Here is a 16,619-nt window from a genome sequence, read left to right on the forward strand (position 1 = left end):
TAATCTGTTAATCACGTTGCCCTAATTGTTTAAATTTTAGTCACCGATGCCCGTTCAACCCAACCGACCATTTTATCATAATCGATTTTATACCATTGCTTTGCCGATGCATCAACCGAAACTAATGCTCCTTTTTTTAAGGTACCAACGGTATAAAATGACTTATTAGGTCCATTATATACCGCAACATCATCTTGCATAACCAATGCTTGTTGCTTATTTGCATGATATGCGATCACAATTGGCCATACAACAAAGCCTAATAACATAATTACTAAACCCATATAGAGCCGTTTTTTTTCTCGATTACTACAACCAATCCATAACCAAAAAAGAAGATACCATAATCCCAGAAATAATAGTTGCCAAACAAGAGGCGATACCTTTTTTGTTAATAATAAAAACCAATCATACACCTGATCTGACAAAGTTGGTTCAGATAATCCCATTTTAGCATGCAAGTAATGCATGTTTTGCCTGCCTAATGCAAAAACTGTTGCGTCACCATATTTTTGAGCGCGTAACCAATATAAAGTCGCTTTGAGATAATCTTGCATATGATAGGCGGCATTCCCCATGTTATACCAAACAGCAGCATCTTTATGTTTTATTTTTTTATACGTTTGTAAAGAGTCCGCATACTCAAGTTGTTGATAAGAGTTATCTGCCTTTTTAAACAATGGTGCATCTTGCGCAATCAATGCAATAGGCAAGAAACAAAAAAGATAATACTTTATATTCATCAAACTATCCTTTCAAGTTCTGCAAGCCATTGTGCAGCTTCATGAAACAAACGTAGAACTTCTTTTGGGCCTGCAGCACCTGCATAAGCAGCTTGTGAAATTTTATCAAAAAACACAGACCATTCATGTTTTTTTTCATGTTCCCATGAACTTTTGGCAATAATATCATTCACCTCAGTGCTGCTCAATTGCGCAACTGCAACAGATAAACGATGCGCAATCAATTGCATAAATATACCATATAACAAACGTGTATCATGATAACGATACGCGCGAGCAAGTTGTTTTTTTGCCAACTTAAATGCACGTTGCTTTATATAATGAGGTGCAATTTTTTGAACTAGCCAACCGGAACGATACAGTAATACATAGCATAATGAACTGAAAAGTGGCATTACTAACAAGAAAACAAACCACCAGAATGACAATACACTGTTTCTCGGATAATCCGATAATCTATACTCGATTAAAGGCGCAATATCATCTTGTATAGATACTGGCTCACCACCGGATACATCCGGAAGCGGCGCTGATGCCTTACCGGGCAAAATTGAAATGAATAAAGGAGTAGTATGCAATGTTTTATAGGTGCGTCCTTCAACATCAAAAAATGCAAATGTTTGCTCAGGGATTTCCCAATCCCCTTCTTGCATTCCTTGTACAATGTATTCAAATGTTTTCTTTTGTCCAAATGGCCTATTTTCAACCGCGCTTTTTGAAAAATAATATTTAAAAGTTTCAGGCATATCCTGCAATATCGGTTCTTTTAAACTGATCATATTGCCATCACCTTCAATTGACAAACGCAAAACCATTCCTTCATATTTCTTTGCAACTGCCGGTTGAATTTTTGCACGATAAGCAAGAAAGTTTCCAACAGCATCAACCTTGCGCTGCTCATCGGGTAATGCACGCACTTGTAACGTTAATGCATTTGAATATACTCGTTTACGTTCATAACGAGGACCAAAAAATATAGCAAAATGTCCCAATCCACTGTGCATAGGTAACTGTTTATTATAATCAACAAAATAAGCCGGAATAACCAATTTTCCTGCCTGATTTGCATACATGTCCCATTGCCATTCATAAAAAATATATTCCGTACCATCAATTTCTTGTACCCCTTTTTTTGGGCCAATTTTTTCAGTAACCTGAATAGTATCCGGATCGTTAGTGATAATCTGTTCAACTGAAATATCATCACTTTCAGGGAAATATAAACGTAAAACTGTTTTTACTTTTTCTCCAACAAATACGGTATCTTTATCTGTCCACAGACGTAATTGAACATCACCATTCTTTTTCTTTGATGATGCATGTGATCTGTTTGCTCTATTTTGCGTTACCTGCTCCGCTTCAACACTCATTCGTATAGAATTTGAGCGCTCTTTAGTGCTTGGACTATAAGCGGGCCCTAAACTATATGAACCCGGCCTGTCAATCTGCACTTGATAGGTAAGCTGTGCTGTTTTTTCTCCATTAACCGTAATAAGACTGTAACCGGTTTTGCGTACAGAAAAATCTCTTAATCCTTTAATTTGCATATCTGCGGCTGCATCTGCATTATCCAATGAAACTTTTATTAAAAAAGGTTCGCCCGCTGCAACTTGTGAAACTTTGTTTCCATTAATATTGGTAACTTCCATTACAAGTTTTGCATGCAATCCAACATGTACTAATACAAGTAAAAAACCAATGTATCTGTATTTACCAACAATTTTGTCCATCCTGTCCTGCCATTTCGTGACTAACTAAAGCTTTTACCATTCGTTTATTCAATTGAGCATCTCGACCTTCACGTTTTTCAAGTACCCGTTCTAATGCCGGATCAAGTTGTTGTACCGGTTGCGCTGCTTCCTCTTGTTCAAGGATATCTTGTTCTTTTTGCTCACCTTGCATATCCTGTTGTTGTGCGTCATCTTCATTTTCACCTAAGGATTGATCATGATCGAACTGTTTTTCTTGTTGCTGTTTTTGCTCTTCATCTTCCGTATTTTTATTAAACTCGTTACGTTTGTCCCGTTGATTATCCTGTTGGGATTGCTGTTCCTCTTTATCTGGCCCACCCTCTTTTTCGTCTTCTTGATCGCCTTGTTGGTCAAGACGGTCATCATTTCCTTTTTTTGGCTGTTCATCCTGTTTTTGTTCGTCACCCTCGGATTCTTGTGAATCATCAGACGATTCATCTCCATCTTTTGGTGAACTGTCTTTATCTTGTTGACCATCTTTTTTACTTTGCTCGTCTTTGCCTTGGCAATCATTACAATCATTACTATCTTGCTCTTGATCATCTTCCTTGTTTTGATCATTGTCCTGTTTTTGTTGATCTGATTGTTGTTGATCCTGATTTTGATTATCCTGCTGATCTTTGTTTTGATCTTTATTTTCTTGATTATTTTTTTCTTGTTGCTGTTGCTCTTGTTGGTCAAGTATTTTTTTTACCGTCTCATGATTATGCTTTGCGTGTTCATTTTCCGGATTAAGCATCAACGTTTGCTCATAACTCAACAATGCTTCTTTTAATTCTTCTGCTTTAACATGCGTATTCCCTTTATTAAAGTAAGCCTGTTCTTTTAATGTACGCGATGCTTTTTCATTTTGTGCAGCAGCTTCAAACAATGCTTTTGCTTGCATAAGATCTTCATTTTGAAAAGCAACTACACCCGCATCATATAACAACTCAGGATTATCCGGTTGCTCCGTGACCAATGTTTTGAACTGCTGACCTGCTTGAGCCCATTGTTCTTTTTGTGCACTATGTACTGCACGATCATAGTCAAATAGCCCATGGGCATTGCAAACTACTAACAGAAAAATAATTAACTTCTTCATAATAACCATTCAATTGCAAAACAAATAAAACTGATTAACAACGGATAATGATACTGTTCTTGAAACTGTGTAACCATCTTATCTTCAAGATGTTCTTTTTCAAATGAACGTACAAATTGCTGAATTTTTTTAATATCATTACTGTTTTCTGTAATCGGTACAAACATCCCCCCGGTATCTTCTGCCAAACGATGTAAAATGCCTTCATTCATACGAGAAATCACTACATTGCCTTGTGCATCATGTTGATGTCCCGTTTGCTTTGATCGTCTATCATATAAAGGAATCGGTGCACCTTCAGGAGTCCCCACACCTACTGTAATTATATGCAAACCAATCTTGGCTGCATCTTTTTTCACTTGCGTTAAATTACTGGAGAAATCTTCACCATCAGTAAAAATTAATAACAGTTTATTTTTACGTTCAGGCATTTTTTTAAACAATAAAATCGCTTCTTTTATTGCTTGTTCAATCGCAGTGGTTCCCGATGAGATTGTCTCAACATCAATTGAATCTAAAAACATATTAAATGCAGCTTTATCGTCAGTAAGTGGACATTGTAAAAAAGTTGAACCGGAAAATAGAAGTAATCCTACACGTTCAGTCGGCAACGATCCTAACAATTTTTTTATTTTATTTTTTGCAAAACTTAAACGATCTGGTTCTAAATCTTGTGCTAACATACTGCGTGAAATATCAAGCGCAATAAGCAGGTCGCGCCCTTTCTGTGTAACCGCATGTTCAGCTTCATTCCATTGTGGTCGCATTAATGCAACAGCCAAAAAAAACATCCCTGCTAAAAACAGAACAATTTTGACTATAGATCTTATGAATGAATAATGTCGTAACACATTTTTTATTTGATTCGGACCGGCCAATAAATGCACTACCGCATTTGTTTTGTATAATCGATACATTAATATAACGGTAGCTACAATAATATAAGGTAAAACCTTCCACAACATATCCGGCCGTGCAAAATGTATATTAAAATCCATAATGTTCATAAACTAAACCACACAAAAGTTGCAACACTTAATTCAACAATTAACAATGCTAGAATAAACCAAATTACAGAAAATGCGATATCATACCATTTACTAAATATAGGAACCTCTTGCTCTGATGTTTCCAATGCATTGATCGTATCATAAATTGCACGCATATCATTCGGTTTTTTTGCCAAGAAGAATTTACCACCGGTTTCATGCGCAATAGATTCCAATACATCACGATTGATGCCCGGAATTAATGCCATGCCCATATGAGTATGCACATATGCAGGTTTATCATTGCCCACACCAATTGCATACACTTTAATGCCAAGTTGTTTGAGTATTTCAGTCACAACTTGCGGACTCATATCGCCATCGGTCGGTTCACCATCAGTGAGTAAAATCATAATTTTACTTTTTGCTTTTGAATGTTTCAAGCGATTTGCAGCGGTCAAAACACCGGTAAACAATAAGGTGCCATCCGGATTAATAAATCCTAAATAAAGTTCTGAAATCACTTTTTTTAATAACTGTTTATCCATAGTTAATGGCACACGAGACAATGCATCATTTGCAAAAAGAGCCAGTCCAATTGCATCATTATCACGCTTATCAACAAACCGAATCGCTTCTTGCTTTGCAACATCAAGTCGTGTGCGCGGATCACCCGCTTCATCCTGAAAACGCATACTTCCTGAAATATCCAATACCATCATAATATCAACACCTTCAACCGGCACCCGCGAATCCATATCCACTAAACGTGGCTGCGCAATAAGCAATGCAAGAGTTGATAAGGTAAGCAATCTTAACAGAAAGAAAAATGATGCGTATATATGTTTTGTTTGTATATTATTTTGAAAAAATTGTTGTACTAAAGTAAAACGATAACGCACCGGACGATACATTTTCAGTCGCAACCAACAAAACAAAAAAATTGCTGGAATAAGCCAATAAAGATAAGATAATTGTTGCCACTCTAACGTATAATTCATTACTGTTCCTGCTGTATAAACCACCGGTGAACCCGATCTTTAAACTCCGTATCTGTTTCATCTTCACGCATGTACATTGGTTCACCAATCACTACATTGACCGGATGATAATGCACCCAAAACGTATTGGGTGGATACACTTTTTCCAAGTTAAACATCCGTACCGGAATCACCGGAAGATGCATTTTTTTTGCCAACAAAGAAAAACCACCATAAAAATCATGTACTTTGCCATCAGTGTATCGTGCACCTTCAGGAAAAATCATAACATGCGTATTATATTTTTTTATCAAATCAATTGTTTTTATCAAGGAACGTCCCCCCCTTTGCGGGCTGGACATATCAACTAAAACCGCTACGCGCGGCAACAACAAACGGAACAACCAAAACTTGGTTAACCATGTCATCGCCAACCAAATATGCGGATGACTATTGACCAATGAGCCCAATAAAGGAACATCAAACGATGAAGAATGATTAGCCACAAAGATAGCCGGATCTTCAGGAATATGCTCTTTGCCTGTGATATGAATCGGCAACCACGAAGCCCACAATACAGCTTTATACATTATATGAGATACAAAAAAATATACCCTATTGTAACGATACTTTTGTGGCACCAAAAACACCAATACTAACATCGGCAAGGCTATGACAGACATTACCAATAAAAATAAAAGGCGCCCGAAAAAATTATATATAACAGTTTTTATCGATATTTTATTCATTTGGATAATACAGGCTAAATTGATCATGAACTCGTTTTACATACATAGTTTTAAAATATGATACCACAAACGGCACGAATGAAAAGAAGAGGAACTTGCCATAAAGTGGTGAAATGTAATGCAATACAGTCCACAAACCAAAGCATGCCAGCACTGAAATCAAACAAAAAGGAAAATTATACACAAACATTACAATGCCACGCACAATAGATAAAAGCCACGATTTAATGGTCCCATTACTATCAAAATAAAAAAGCACACTAAACACAAATGGGGGCAACATAATAAACGGTGATTGATCATACAAAAACTGTGCAAATGGATGTAATGTTTCATATATTAATGATTGACCATTTAACCATGCAAGAGCATTCAAAACCGCATCACCCAGATGCGACCGTACAAAATTAAACAAAAAATATAAAACAACAAAACCTATTGCTGTTTTTTTTGCATGCTCTTCAAAATAATGGAATCCCTTGGGTTGCACCGATGGACGCACCAACATTAATAATGAAAATGCTAAACAAACAATCAGCACAGAATCAATCAAATACCAAGCCGGCCCAAGCAATATACATTCGGGATAATAGCAACCGATCTCAAAAACAAATACCAATAATATAAGCCACCAAAAGTAATACAAAAGATTACCATAGGTTTCCATTGCAGTTTTTAAACTGACCAATAAAAAAAGCTTAAAATTCTTTGGGATAAATAAAGCTAATGAATCTTTCCATGAACGCAGTAAAAGCATCTTGATGATCTCCATATCAATTTAAAGTATAAGTATATATACAAAAAATCTACCAAAATGGGAGAATTCATACAAGATGCTTTATATTTACCTTGAAAATAATGATCAAACAACAATATCCTGCATAACTGCATCAATATCTTCTTGTAACGACTCACATGACCAATCAAGCCATTTATTTACCATTAAAGCGACACATGGAATGCCGGTGACAAAACAATAAAATTTATTCCAAAATAGATAAAACTCTCCTCTAGATAACGTTTCAAACATAGCTTTTTTATATCTAAGTCTTTCTTCTAGACCTTTAGAAAGAGCTTCCTTTGTAACAAATTCATTATAGATTCGATCATAAAATTTCAACTCCCGAAGAGTAAAATATACTCCCATAAAACCAATCAAACCGAAGAATAACATCGGTTTGATTCCTGATAACTTTGCAAATGGCGCCTTAAATGCTTTACACATAGACAGCTTATTTTTTAAAGATAACATATATTCGTTGTTTACTTTTTCTTTATCTCGTAAATTCACTTCTGCATTTGTTGTATACGCATTACAAGCTATCAATAACATTATTGTGATCACACATTTTTTTTTCATTTTTAACCCTTCTGTTAACATATACTTTTTCTTTGAATTTCAATACTTTCTATCCGTTGTTGTAATAACTGTATTTTTTTAGTTAGTTGCGCTTTGTTCCCACGCTTATCAAAAATACTAAGAGCCCCCAATATTGAACCCATTGCCAAGCAAAAACTGCAACAAAAAACCGTTCCATAAAAAGAACGCCTGTATCCTGAAGACTCATCAATCTTATTTGCCATACAAAAAGCCAAAGTAAAGCCTACCAAAGAGACTATTGCAGCCGGTTTCAAAGTAAACTTTTTTACAGCATCATCAAGGATTTCTTCTTCTATTTCTAATTTCTGAAGATCATATTTAAGATTCGATAATAAGAATTCTTGAGTAAAATCTTCAGCAAAAATAAATTTGGCAACAAACATAACCGAAAAAAACGTTAATACAATTTTATTATTCATAACTTTCTTTTGTTCTAATATTTATAACTTACTTACAACTTTATGCCATTTCAAATTTACTAATCTCAATCTGCAATGCATTGATTGCGATTTCATGTGATGTTTGATTCGCTTGTGCAAAACCACATAAATATAAAAAAAATGTAATAAAAAATAGTTTATTTAAATTCATAGCATCTCTCTTTTAAGCATATACAGACTCTATCAGCAACTGCCTAATACTTACAAAATATTACTTATAACTAAACATTATAATGCTCGACACAACAGCTATAGATGCAACAGAACCCAAAATCTTTATTTCTTGATCATGTCTCTCTAACCATTTTTCCCAAGATTCAGACTTTAATTTTCTTTTTCGGCATTCTTCTTTTGCTTCTTCAAAATTTTCAAATGCTTGTATTATATCGGCTTTAATCAAAACAGGTTTTTCATTATCACGCTCAAATGCTACACCTTCTGCTTCTTGAACAATGTGATCGACCAAACGCAAGTCACCTTTAAAATATCTTGCAACCTCTTTTATTTCTTCGTTGGTTACATTACGAGGCACACGACTTGGTCTTGATAAACAAATTTGTAACAAGCGTTCATGATGAGCATCTGATGCAACTGGATTAAAATGATAAAGTTCACTTCTCAAATATCTAGGATTTAAAGACTGTGGGATATAACGCATTTTTCTAACAACACCAACAAGAACAATATTTTCTGTCTTTTTCATCTCATCAACCAATGACAAAAAATGCAAAACGGTATTTCTTCGATCAACAGAATAACCATCCTTTATCCGAGTCAATATTTGTAGTTCATCAATAACAACAAACTGAGGCTCTTTTGAGGCTAGTTCTATAATCGGCTTTAAGTTAACATCCAAAGATCTTTGGTTCGAATTGCGGTATGCATCACCAAGCAAATTCACACTAACAAAATAATACGGGTTTTTATAATATGCTTGACCAATAGACCTGGCTGCCGTTGTCTTTCCCGTTCCAGTTGGACCACAAAATAACATGACACCACTCTTTATGCTTCCATCTGAAAGTCCCTTTGCAGTCATCTTAAATTTTGTGGGCAAAAAATCAATAGCAGCATCAACAACATCTTGCTTTAAAGGCATGGGCTGAGCAACAATATAACGCTCATCTGTAATGGCACTTGTCGGCTCAAGAGTCTTATATGCTGTTAAAGCTGCACCGTGAGCCTGAGTTGTAATAATGATAAATAAAGCAAATATATAGTTTTTTTTCAAAATAAATCCTAAATCATAAAAGTTAATGTAAATGTTCACGCTCAAGTTTATCTCTATTATTAAAAATTCTCTTACTTCTTACTTATGGTAAGCTGTTTATAAAAAATATATTGATTTGAGTTTCGTCAGAATGTGACGTAAATGATATCGATAGATTTCATCGAGAGTTCCTTCATGTTTTTAAAAGTGTCTTAAACTTGTCTGCTTGCTTCACACAAAGAATCTTCGATCTTTTTTAATATTAAATCATACACATACAAAAGAAGCTGTCAATAGTATTTGCGAGCTCATTTAAATTTATTTTTTCATTTGTTGCAATATGATAATTTTGACAATTTTGCACACCCATTTTTGCACAATATTATGTTGCGCTTTCCCGATTTTTAATATTTTTTGCTTTTGTTGCACAATTTCGTTGCTTTGACAGCAATCAAACTAACATGTACATTTTTTATACACTATACACAATTTGCTTTGAATGAGCAGATATTGCCTATTGGCTTTTTTTTATAAAATCTATACCCTGTGATAGATAATGCACAAAACCATTTAGTAATCATATTATAGGTTTTCAACGCCGAACTTATTTGACTTTTTGAAAATTTTTTGATTATCCTAAAAATGATGGTAGGCGCTATTTATGCATATCGCATAGGTATTATAGGTATTTTTATAGGTATAAAAGATAGAATGAAAAAATTACTAATTGTTGAGTCACCCGCGAAAATCAAAACTATCTCCAAATTTTTGGGTTCAGATTTTAAAATCATGTCCACGGTTGGGCATATTATGGATTTGCCATCAAAAAAACTTGGTGTCACCCTTAATGATGATACTATAGAGCTTGAATACGTTCCTTTAGACCGAAAAGAACGCGTCATTGCCGATATCTGTAAAGCTGCCGCAACTGCACAAGAAATCTATCTTGCACCTGACCCTGATCGCGAGGGTGAAATTATCGCTTGGCATATTGGTCAAGAGATTGAAAAGCTTATTAAAGATAAAAGTCGCATTCATCGCATTACCTTTAATGAGATTACCAAGCCTGCAATTCAACAGGCTATTTTAGAAAAAAATCATATTGATTTGGATAAAGTAGCAGCACAACAAGCACGCCGTGTATTAGATCGCTGGGTAGGTTATGAAGTATCTCCAATATTATGGCGCAAATTACAAAAAGGTTTATCTGCCGGACGTGTACAATCTGTTGCCTTACGCTTAATTTGTGAACGTGAAGAAGCTATTCGCAACTTTAAACCTGATGAATACTGGAGTATCACTGGTACATTTGAGCATAATAAAGATAAATTCGATGCTGTATTAACACACATCAATAAGAAAAAAATAGAAATTAAAGATAAAAAGAAAGCGGATGAAGTTGTTGCTGAAATCAAAAAGAACAACTATGTCGTTACTGAAGTAAAAGATAAAAAGCGCATAAAAAATCCAGTTGCACCATTTATGACCAGTACATTGCAACAAGCCGCATTTAATCGCATGGGTTTTTCAGTTAAAAAAACTATGACCATCGCACAAAAGCTATATGAAGGTTTACCATTTAAGGACCCTTCTTCTCCCGTTGCTCTTATTACCTACATGCGTACCGATTCATTACGTTTATCCGATACTGCTATAGGTCAAGCACGTGACTATATAGGCAAAACATTTGATAAGACTTATCTGCCGACAAAAGCAAACGTATATGCAAAAGGCGGCAAAGCACAAGATGCTCATGAGGCAATTCGCCCTATTGATACAAGCATCACTCCGGAAATTGCAAAAAAATACCTTTCTCGCGATGAAGCTCGTTTATATGAATTAATTTGGCAACGTTTTGTTGCATGCCAAATGAAATCGGCAATCTATGCTCAGCGCCAAGTTGTTATTGATGGCGGTAAATATACATTTAAAGTTACCGGTTCAACCTTGATATTTGATGGTTTTTTGAAAGTATATGGCGTCGATGAAGATGAAAAAGAGAAAAAAACTGCCATACCAAAAGATATTAAAGCAAAAGATCCATTGGGTCTGAAAAAAATTAATCCAAAACAACATTTCACTCAACCACCTCCAAAATACTCTGAAGGTTCATTAGTTAAAGAGCTGGAAAAAGAAGGTATTGGCCGACCAAGTACTTATGCTGCAATTTTAAGCACCATTCAAGCACGTAAATACGTTACACTTGAGAAAAAACGATTTATGCCAACTGAACTTGGCATGGCTGTTACAAAAATGTTGGTTGATAATCTACCCAAAATAATGAATGTAAAATTCACTGCATTAATGGAAGAAGATCTAGATAAAATTGCACAAGGCGAACTTGAGCGCGATGCTTTATTGCGTGAATTTTATGCCGCATTCAAAAAAGATCTCGATGCATTTTTGGGCAATGATAAAACAAAAAAAGCTGAACCGACCGATGTACAATGTCCAAAATGTAAGCAACATCAATTAGCAATTCGTTTTGGTAAAGCCGGTGCATTTTTGGGCTGTCTTGGCTATCCCGATTGTGATTTCACTTCAAACTTTAAACGTAATGAAGATGGAACTCTTGAATTAATCCAAGCTGAAGCACCAAAACTTCTTGAAGAAGTATGCCCTAAATGCGGCAAAAACCTTCGTGAAGTGCGTGGTAAATTCGGCATGTTCAAAGCATGTTCCGGTTATCCCGAATGTAAATTCATTCCACAGGTCAAAGCATCATTTAAATGTTTATCGTGCAAGAAAGGGGATATTATTCAACGTAAATGGCGCGGTGGCACCATGTATGGTTGCAGTAATTATCCAAAATGTAAATTTGCTATCTTTAGTGACATTGAAGAAATTCCATGTCCGGAATGTAAATTACCGTTCTTGATGAAAAAATTTGATAAAGATGGCAACATTACATTAGTATGTTCTGAAAAAACCTGTGGCTACAAAAAAGCCGGTGTTGCAGCTGCATAGCTACAAAAATTATATCGAATGCTCATTTTAATTTTTGCTTATTGATCTATTTTAAGGCGAGAAAAAATTCCATTAATTACTTCATAAAAATGAGGTATTTTTTGTGAAATCTCTTGAGCAAGCTCTTCATGATATGTATGAGAAGTAACATTTCTGGCATCAACTGCATCAAGCAAGGCATTAAATTCATCTTCAGTAATCAACTTAATATTCAATGATTCTCGAAATACTTTTTTAGGTGTAGGAACTTCAACACTGACCTTGTAAACCTGTAATAGATATTCTTTAAGTAATTTCCAAAAAGTATCTAAGGAAAACTCAAAACATTGAATTTCAGAGTTTCGCATAAACTCATAATGGGTTTTACCAACTGGATCATTTTTTAAAATTAAAATATTTTTATTCAATTGATACAATGAATCTTTTACTGAAGCATATCTTTTCTTTAAGTTTTCTACTGACGCCATAATTTCCCTTCTGATAAAACCATTTTCCGCATATCTTCTGGCATGCGATATACATCTACAACGTCAACCTTATATGGAATATATAAAGCTTCCATAACATCTCTAGCTTCTCCAACTGATGACAGTTCCATTTTTTGTCCGGCGTCTATAGCAATATCAACATCCGAAGAGTCTGTATAAGTTCCACGTGCACGTGATCCAAAAAGATAAATCTGCGCACCAGGAAACAATACATTCAAAATCCCAAGCATTTTAGATTTATGTTCTTTTTTTATAGACATAGTTGCACTCCTAAATAATAGTTTCATTTAGTATATCATCATTACAAACGAACCTGCAATTAATGCGCGCTTACCATAAGTGAACTCATATGATCATGCATTATATTTTCTCTTTAGTATCTTATAACTACCATCTATATTACTATCTAAACATTCGGGCATTTTTTAATCTTTCAGGCAGGCTATCATACATCTCTTTGTCATGGCCACTTATTATGCTATTGAATTTACTTATTTTGTGCATAAAATCACATTGTTGCGTATTTAATTGCTGCCATAACGACATACCTGAAATAGTCCAATTAACCAATCGCTCTGTTGTCTTAATCAAAAGTGATGCCTCTTTATCATTTAACTGAACGTACTCTACAAACTCATCTTCTTTACAAGAGAAACAACCTTTCCATTTTTTTGTTTTTACATCAATAAGAGCCACAAATTTATCTGCATCAACAATCATCATATCCTCAGACTGATTAAAAAAGACTGATTTAATAATCTCATGAGGTTCAGTAGCCATATGCATGCAACAGCTATCCCCTGTTTCAACATCATATATATACGCTTTTTTTCTTGTGTACATCAAAACTCTATCACCCTTTTTACTAAAAGCGGAAGATATAGACTCAGAAGGTGAAAAGGTTTCGTATACCTTTCTTAATGAATCACTTTTAACTGAATATAATGACAATCTATTTGCAGTTTCAATTAATACATGTTCACCTGTAGCATTTAAACGACATGTTGTTTTTTCATCCGAATTTAAATTAAATGAAGCTATCATATCATTTGTTGCAATATCAAAAAGCCGTGCACGCCTATTGGTTTGAACAAGAAACCTATTTTTTTGTTCATTTATCTGTATATTTTTTTCTACTAATTCTTCATCGGGATCGATTTGAGCAAACTCTGTAGAAATCTGCTTATGCTCATCATACACAAATAGACGACGATCAGTTTCAATGAAAAGCTTATTATTCAACCTATTATAAGAAACGGATCTTATTGTTTGCTCCGGATGAACATGCAAAACTTCTTTACACTCTCCAGTTTGTGCATTACAAACACAAAACTTATTTCCATTTTTGAAAAAGACTCGATTATCGATTTCATTAAAATATATATAAGTTAAATCGCCTTCAGGAACAACCCCTGATACCTGAATCTGTTTACTGTTTTGTACATCATAAATTCTAAAACGTCGGTCCGACATAAAGACGACTCTATCGCCGACTTGATTAAATGTATAATCAATAGTTCTTTCATCATCGCGCATTTGATCAATCAAAAAATGCTCATATGTCTGTAGATCCAAAATACCTATTTTTCCTGATACTGAACAAAAAATAAGTTTATCTTTTGCTTGATTAAAGACCAATTCATAACGAGAATGAACATATTTATCAAAAACATGAAAACGTTTCCATTCTTTTGTTAACATATTGTATATCACTATAGGACTCTGCTCAAAACGATTTACTAAAAAACATATCAAGCCGTTTTCTCTATTGAGCAAAATTATATCACCACAACAAGAATCCTTAATATCGTCAGGAAAAAAAAGTTCTGTATACATTTCTGACGCAACATCATAAAAGAAAAGACGTCCATTATCACGCACAATAAGTGCTTTGCCTAACTTATCAGACTTTACCATAAAACTATCTTGAGATAGTATTTTTTGAAAAGAAACTAATCCACCCCGCCTTAAAAAACATCGATCAAAAAATTTAAAACGCTCCATTTTTATCGCTTCAGCTAACTCTAAAGGTAACTGCTCAACTTCACTAAAAGTACATAATCTGTCTTGCACTAACGCATCCGTACATGTTTTTTGTAAAACTGGCATGTCACGATCATTTGCTTTTTTAAGCAAAAATAAAAGATCATCTTTATTTAATTTCTCTACCAATGACAGCAAATGTTCATTTGGTATAAATGACACAAAAAGTTCATTTGTACCGTTGTTTTTAGGAATAGCACTGTTCATTGCATCAAGAAGCCTGTCTCCTCTTGTCTCTTTATCTTGACGCAAAGCCCTCATTGCTGTAGCAAGCAATTGTGTTCGATCAACATTACATGCAGTTCTTTTTCTTTTTACACCCAAATGATCTATTTCTTGCCGTATTCCAGATTGTTCTTCAAATCGATCTTGATTAATAATACGAACATTCAACATACCAGCTATTTCATCATCTGTTTTTGTGTCCATTGCACTTACAAAAGGTACAATCAACAATTGAAATATAGCTACAGTTTTTTTAAAATTTTTCATATAATATGCCTTTATAATTTAAGCTATTTCAAATTTAAAACAGAACGTAGTATATCACGCTAAAATATGTATGCAAAATTACTTGTTATATGAAAGGCACTGCAAAAAATTCATGTTCAGTGGAAAGCAAAAGCTCATTTTCTTGATCATTAAATACAACTGATTGTATATTATCTTTTTTATAAATTTGTCGAAACAAACCTGTGGCTACAAAAAAGCCGGTGTTGCAGCTGCATAAACTCAAATAAAGATACTAAAAAAATGTTTCTTTTTAAATCTTTCAGGCAAACTGTCATACAGCTTACTTTCATTTTTTTTAACGATATAAGGTTTCTTTTTTTGCCATGATCCGGATGCTTTTTGGATAAAATCAAGCTGTTCTGCATTAAGTTGATTCAGTATATCCATCGCTGAAATACTCCAATTAATTAATCGACCTGAAGAAACTATGACGAATGATGCTTCATCTTCACTTAGATATCCATAAAATGGATTCTCTTGCTCTTGAGCAATAAAACTTCCTTTAATTCGACCGGTCTCAACATCATATAAATGTATCTGATGAAACAGTTCAAAAATTACTGTATTTTCAGCTTTATTAAAATATGCTTTTCTAACTCTCTGATTTTTATCATTCTCCCAAACAACATTGACAACATCTTTTTTTTCATCATATAAATAAACTTTTTTAGACGTATAAATCAGAACTTTATCTCCGGACGCATTCAATTCCACATCAATAAAATCTCTTGCACCTGCGCGAAATATATGTTTTTGCTCATCTGTAGCAGTTGAATAAACAAATACATCTTTTCCGACCCTAGTCAATATAATATCGCCCGTTTTGCTCAAATAACATTCATTTCTTTGTCTTGCATTCAAATCAAATGATGCAATAATCCTACACGATTCTAGATCAAAAAGCCTCACACATTTATTAGTTTGTATCAACAACCGACTGTTTGTTTGATTAATCTGTTCGCATTTAGGCCTAAACCTTTCATTAGGCCCAAGTTGTTCATCAAGCTCCATCTGAAATAACGTTGCAACTGTTTGCGTGCAGCCATCATACATAAACAGATTACGATCTTCGGTTTCTATAAAAATTCTATCATGTTCATCTTCATATCTAAGATTTCTAATAGCTTGACCTTCAGATACACTAAATAGCTGCTTACAGCCTCCTGTTTTTATATCACACGAATAAAGAATGTTGCTACTCACAAAAACAACTTGATTTTTAATTGCCCAGATTCAACTCTGAAGTGCATAATTTAAGATAATAAAAAAGGCCAAGTGAAG

General features: G+C 34.4%; 16 protein-coding genes. 1 reads left to right on the forward strand and 15 read right to left on the reverse strand.

Going from position 1 to position 16,619, the window contains the following annotated elements; translation table 11 throughout:
* Positions 1-29: 29 nt before the first annotated feature.
* The 11 genes from WD055_05780 to WD055_05830 all read right to left on the reverse strand — a co-directional run bounded on the left by WD055_05780 (position 30) and on the right by WD055_05830 (position 9,348).
* The gene (locus WD055_05780) at positions 30-743 is read right to left on the reverse strand and encodes an SH3 domain-containing protein (GenBank protein MEX0849713.1); all 714 of its coding nucleotides are present in this window, start codon (positions 741-743) and stop codon (positions 30-32) included.
* Complete coding sequence (locus WD055_05785; GenBank protein ID MEX0849714.1) at positions 743-2,473, reverse strand: BatD family protein; 1,731 nt, start codon at positions 2,471-2,473, stop codon at positions 743-745. The genes WD055_05780 and WD055_05785 overlap by 1 nt, the downstream gene beginning before the upstream one ends.
* Positions 2,454-3,578, reverse strand: a complete 1,125-nt coding sequence (locus WD055_05790; GenBank protein MEX0849715.1) for a hypothetical protein — start codon at positions 3,576-3,578, stop codon at positions 2,454-2,456. Before WD055_05790 ends, WD055_05785 begins: the two co-directional genes overlap by 20 nt.
* Positions 3,575-4,585, reverse strand: a complete 1,011-nt coding sequence (locus WD055_05795; GenBank protein MEX0849716.1) for a VWA domain-containing protein — start codon at positions 4,583-4,585, stop codon at positions 3,575-3,577. The genes WD055_05790 and WD055_05795 overlap by 4 nt, the downstream gene beginning before the upstream one ends.
* A complete protein-coding gene (locus WD055_05800; GenBank protein MEX0849717.1) occupies positions 4,582-5,568 on the reverse strand; it encodes a VWA domain-containing protein in 987 nt (328 codons plus the stop codon). Before WD055_05800 ends, WD055_05795 begins: the two co-directional genes overlap by 4 nt.
* Positions 5,568-6,137 (reverse strand): lysophospholipid acyltransferase family protein, encoded by a 570-nt coding sequence (locus WD055_05805; protein ID MEX0849718.1) that lies wholly within the window; start codon positions 6,135-6,137, stop codon positions 5,568-5,570. The genes WD055_05800 and WD055_05805 overlap by 1 nt, the downstream gene beginning before the upstream one ends.
* Positions 6,138-6,288: 151 nt before the next feature.
* On the reverse strand, positions 6,289-7,053 hold the full coding sequence (locus WD055_05810) for a hypothetical protein (GenBank protein ID MEX0849719.1): 765 nt from the start codon (positions 7,051-7,053) through the stop codon (positions 6,289-6,291).
* A 105-nt stretch (positions 7,054-7,158) separates the two neighbouring features.
* On the reverse strand, positions 7,159-7,656 hold the full coding sequence (locus WD055_05815) for a hypothetical protein (protein MEX0849720.1): 498 nt from the start codon (positions 7,654-7,656) through the stop codon (positions 7,159-7,161).
* A 14-nt stretch (positions 7,657-7,670) separates the two neighbouring features.
* Complete coding sequence (locus WD055_05820) at positions 7,671-8,096, reverse strand: hypothetical protein (GenBank protein MEX0849721.1); 426 nt, start codon at positions 8,094-8,096, stop codon at positions 7,671-7,673.
* 40 nt (positions 8,097-8,136) lie between these two features.
* A complete protein-coding gene (locus tag WD055_05825; GenBank protein MEX0849722.1) occupies positions 8,137-8,268 on the reverse strand; it encodes a hypothetical protein in 132 nt (43 codons plus the stop codon).
* A 60-nt stretch (positions 8,269-8,328) separates the two neighbouring features.
* Entirely contained in the window at positions 8,329-9,348 is a 1,020-nt protein-coding gene (locus tag WD055_05830) for an AAA family ATPase (GenBank protein MEX0849723.1), read from the reverse strand.
* Between the two features lie 690 nt (positions 9,349-10,038).
* Here WD055_05830 and topA point away from each other — a divergent pair.
* The gene (gene topA, locus WD055_05835) at positions 10,039-12,294 is read left to right on the forward strand and encodes a type I DNA topoisomerase (protein ID MEX0849724.1); all 2,256 of its coding nucleotides are present in this window, start codon (positions 10,039-10,041) and stop codon (positions 12,292-12,294) included.
* Between the two features lie 38 nt (positions 12,295-12,332).
* Here the strand turns inward: topA and WD055_05840 are convergent, their stop codons facing one another.
* The 4 genes from WD055_05840 to WD055_05855 all read right to left on the reverse strand — a co-directional run bounded on the left by WD055_05840 (position 12,333) and on the right by WD055_05855 (position 16,541).
* Complete coding sequence (locus tag WD055_05840) at positions 12,333-12,761, reverse strand: HI0074 family nucleotidyltransferase substrate-binding subunit (GenBank protein ID MEX0849725.1); 429 nt, start codon at positions 12,759-12,761, stop codon at positions 12,333-12,335.
* Complete coding sequence (locus WD055_05845) at positions 12,749-13,042, reverse strand: nucleotidyltransferase domain-containing protein (GenBank protein ID MEX0849726.1); 294 nt, start codon at positions 13,040-13,042, stop codon at positions 12,749-12,751. Before WD055_05845 ends, WD055_05840 begins: the two co-directional genes overlap by 13 nt.
* A 142-nt stretch (positions 13,043-13,184) precedes the next feature.
* The gene (locus WD055_05850; protein MEX0849727.1) at positions 13,185-15,317 is read right to left on the reverse strand and encodes a hypothetical protein; all 2,133 of its coding nucleotides are present in this window, start codon (positions 15,315-15,317) and stop codon (positions 13,185-13,187) included.
* Positions 15,318-15,557: 240 nt separating this feature from the next.
* Positions 15,558-16,541, reverse strand: a complete 984-nt coding sequence (locus tag WD055_05855) for a hypothetical protein (GenBank protein ID MEX0849728.1) — start codon at positions 16,539-16,541, stop codon at positions 15,558-15,560.
* Positions 16,542-16,619 lie beyond the last annotated feature (78 nt).

It is taken from the genome of Candidatus Dependentiae bacterium (assembly GCA_040878395.1).
In the GTDB taxonomy this organism is placed as follows: Bacteria; Babelota; Babeliae; order Babelales; family Vermiphilaceae; genus JAKBEL01.

What these genes read in the sequence shown, in the direction of transcription:
- WD055_05780 (MEX0849713.1), bottom strand. Translation starts at nt 743, where the DNA reads ATGAATATAAAGTATTATCTTTTTTGTTTCTTGCCTATTGCATTGATT.
- WD055_05785 (MEX0849714.1), bottom strand. Translation starts at nt 2,473, where the DNA reads ATGGACAAAATTGTTGGTAAATACAGATACATTGGTTTTTTACTTGTA.
- WD055_05790 (MEX0849715.1), bottom strand. Translation starts at nt 3,578, where the DNA reads ATGAAGAAGTTAATTATTTTTCTGTTAGTAGTTTGCAATGCCCATGGG.
- WD055_05795 (MEX0849716.1), bottom strand. Translation starts at nt 4,585, where the DNA reads ATGAACATTATGGATTTTAATATACATTTTGCACGGCCGGATATGTTG.
- WD055_05800 (MEX0849717.1), bottom strand. Translation starts at nt 5,568, where the DNA reads ATGAATTATACGTTAGAGTGGCAACAATTATCTTATCTTTATTGGCTT.
- WD055_05805 (MEX0849718.1), bottom strand. Translation starts at nt 6,137, where the DNA reads ATGTATAAAGCTGTATTGTGGGCTTCGTGGTTGCCGATTCATATCACA.
- WD055_05810 (MEX0849719.1), bottom strand. Translation starts at nt 7,053, where the DNA reads ATGCTTTTACTGCGTTCATGGAAAGATTCATTAGCTTTATTTATCCCA.
- WD055_05815 (MEX0849720.1), bottom strand. Translation starts at nt 7,656, where the DNA reads ATGAAAAAAAAATGTGTGATCACAATAATGTTATTGATAGCTTGTAAT.
- WD055_05820 (MEX0849721.1), bottom strand. Translation starts at nt 8,096, where the DNA reads ATGAATAATAAAATTGTATTAACGTTTTTTTCGGTTATGTTTGTTGCC.
- WD055_05825 (MEX0849722.1), bottom strand. Translation starts at nt 8,268, where the DNA reads ATGAATTTAAATAAACTATTTTTTATTACATTTTTTTTATATTTATGT.
- topA (MEX0849724.1), top strand. Translation starts at nt 10,039, where the DNA reads ATGAAAAAATTACTAATTGTTGAGTCACCCGCGAAAATCAAAACTATC.
- WD055_05840 (MEX0849725.1), bottom strand. Translation starts at nt 12,761, where the DNA reads ATGGCGTCAGTAGAAAACTTAAAGAAAAGATATGCTTCAGTAAAAGAT.
- WD055_05845 (MEX0849726.1), bottom strand. Translation starts at nt 13,042, where the DNA reads ATGTCTATAAAAAAAGAACATAAATCTAAAATGCTTGGGATTTTGAAT.
- WD055_05850 (MEX0849727.1), bottom strand. Translation starts at nt 15,317, where the DNA reads ATGAAAAATTTTAAAAAAACTGTAGCTATATTTCAATTGTTGATTGTA.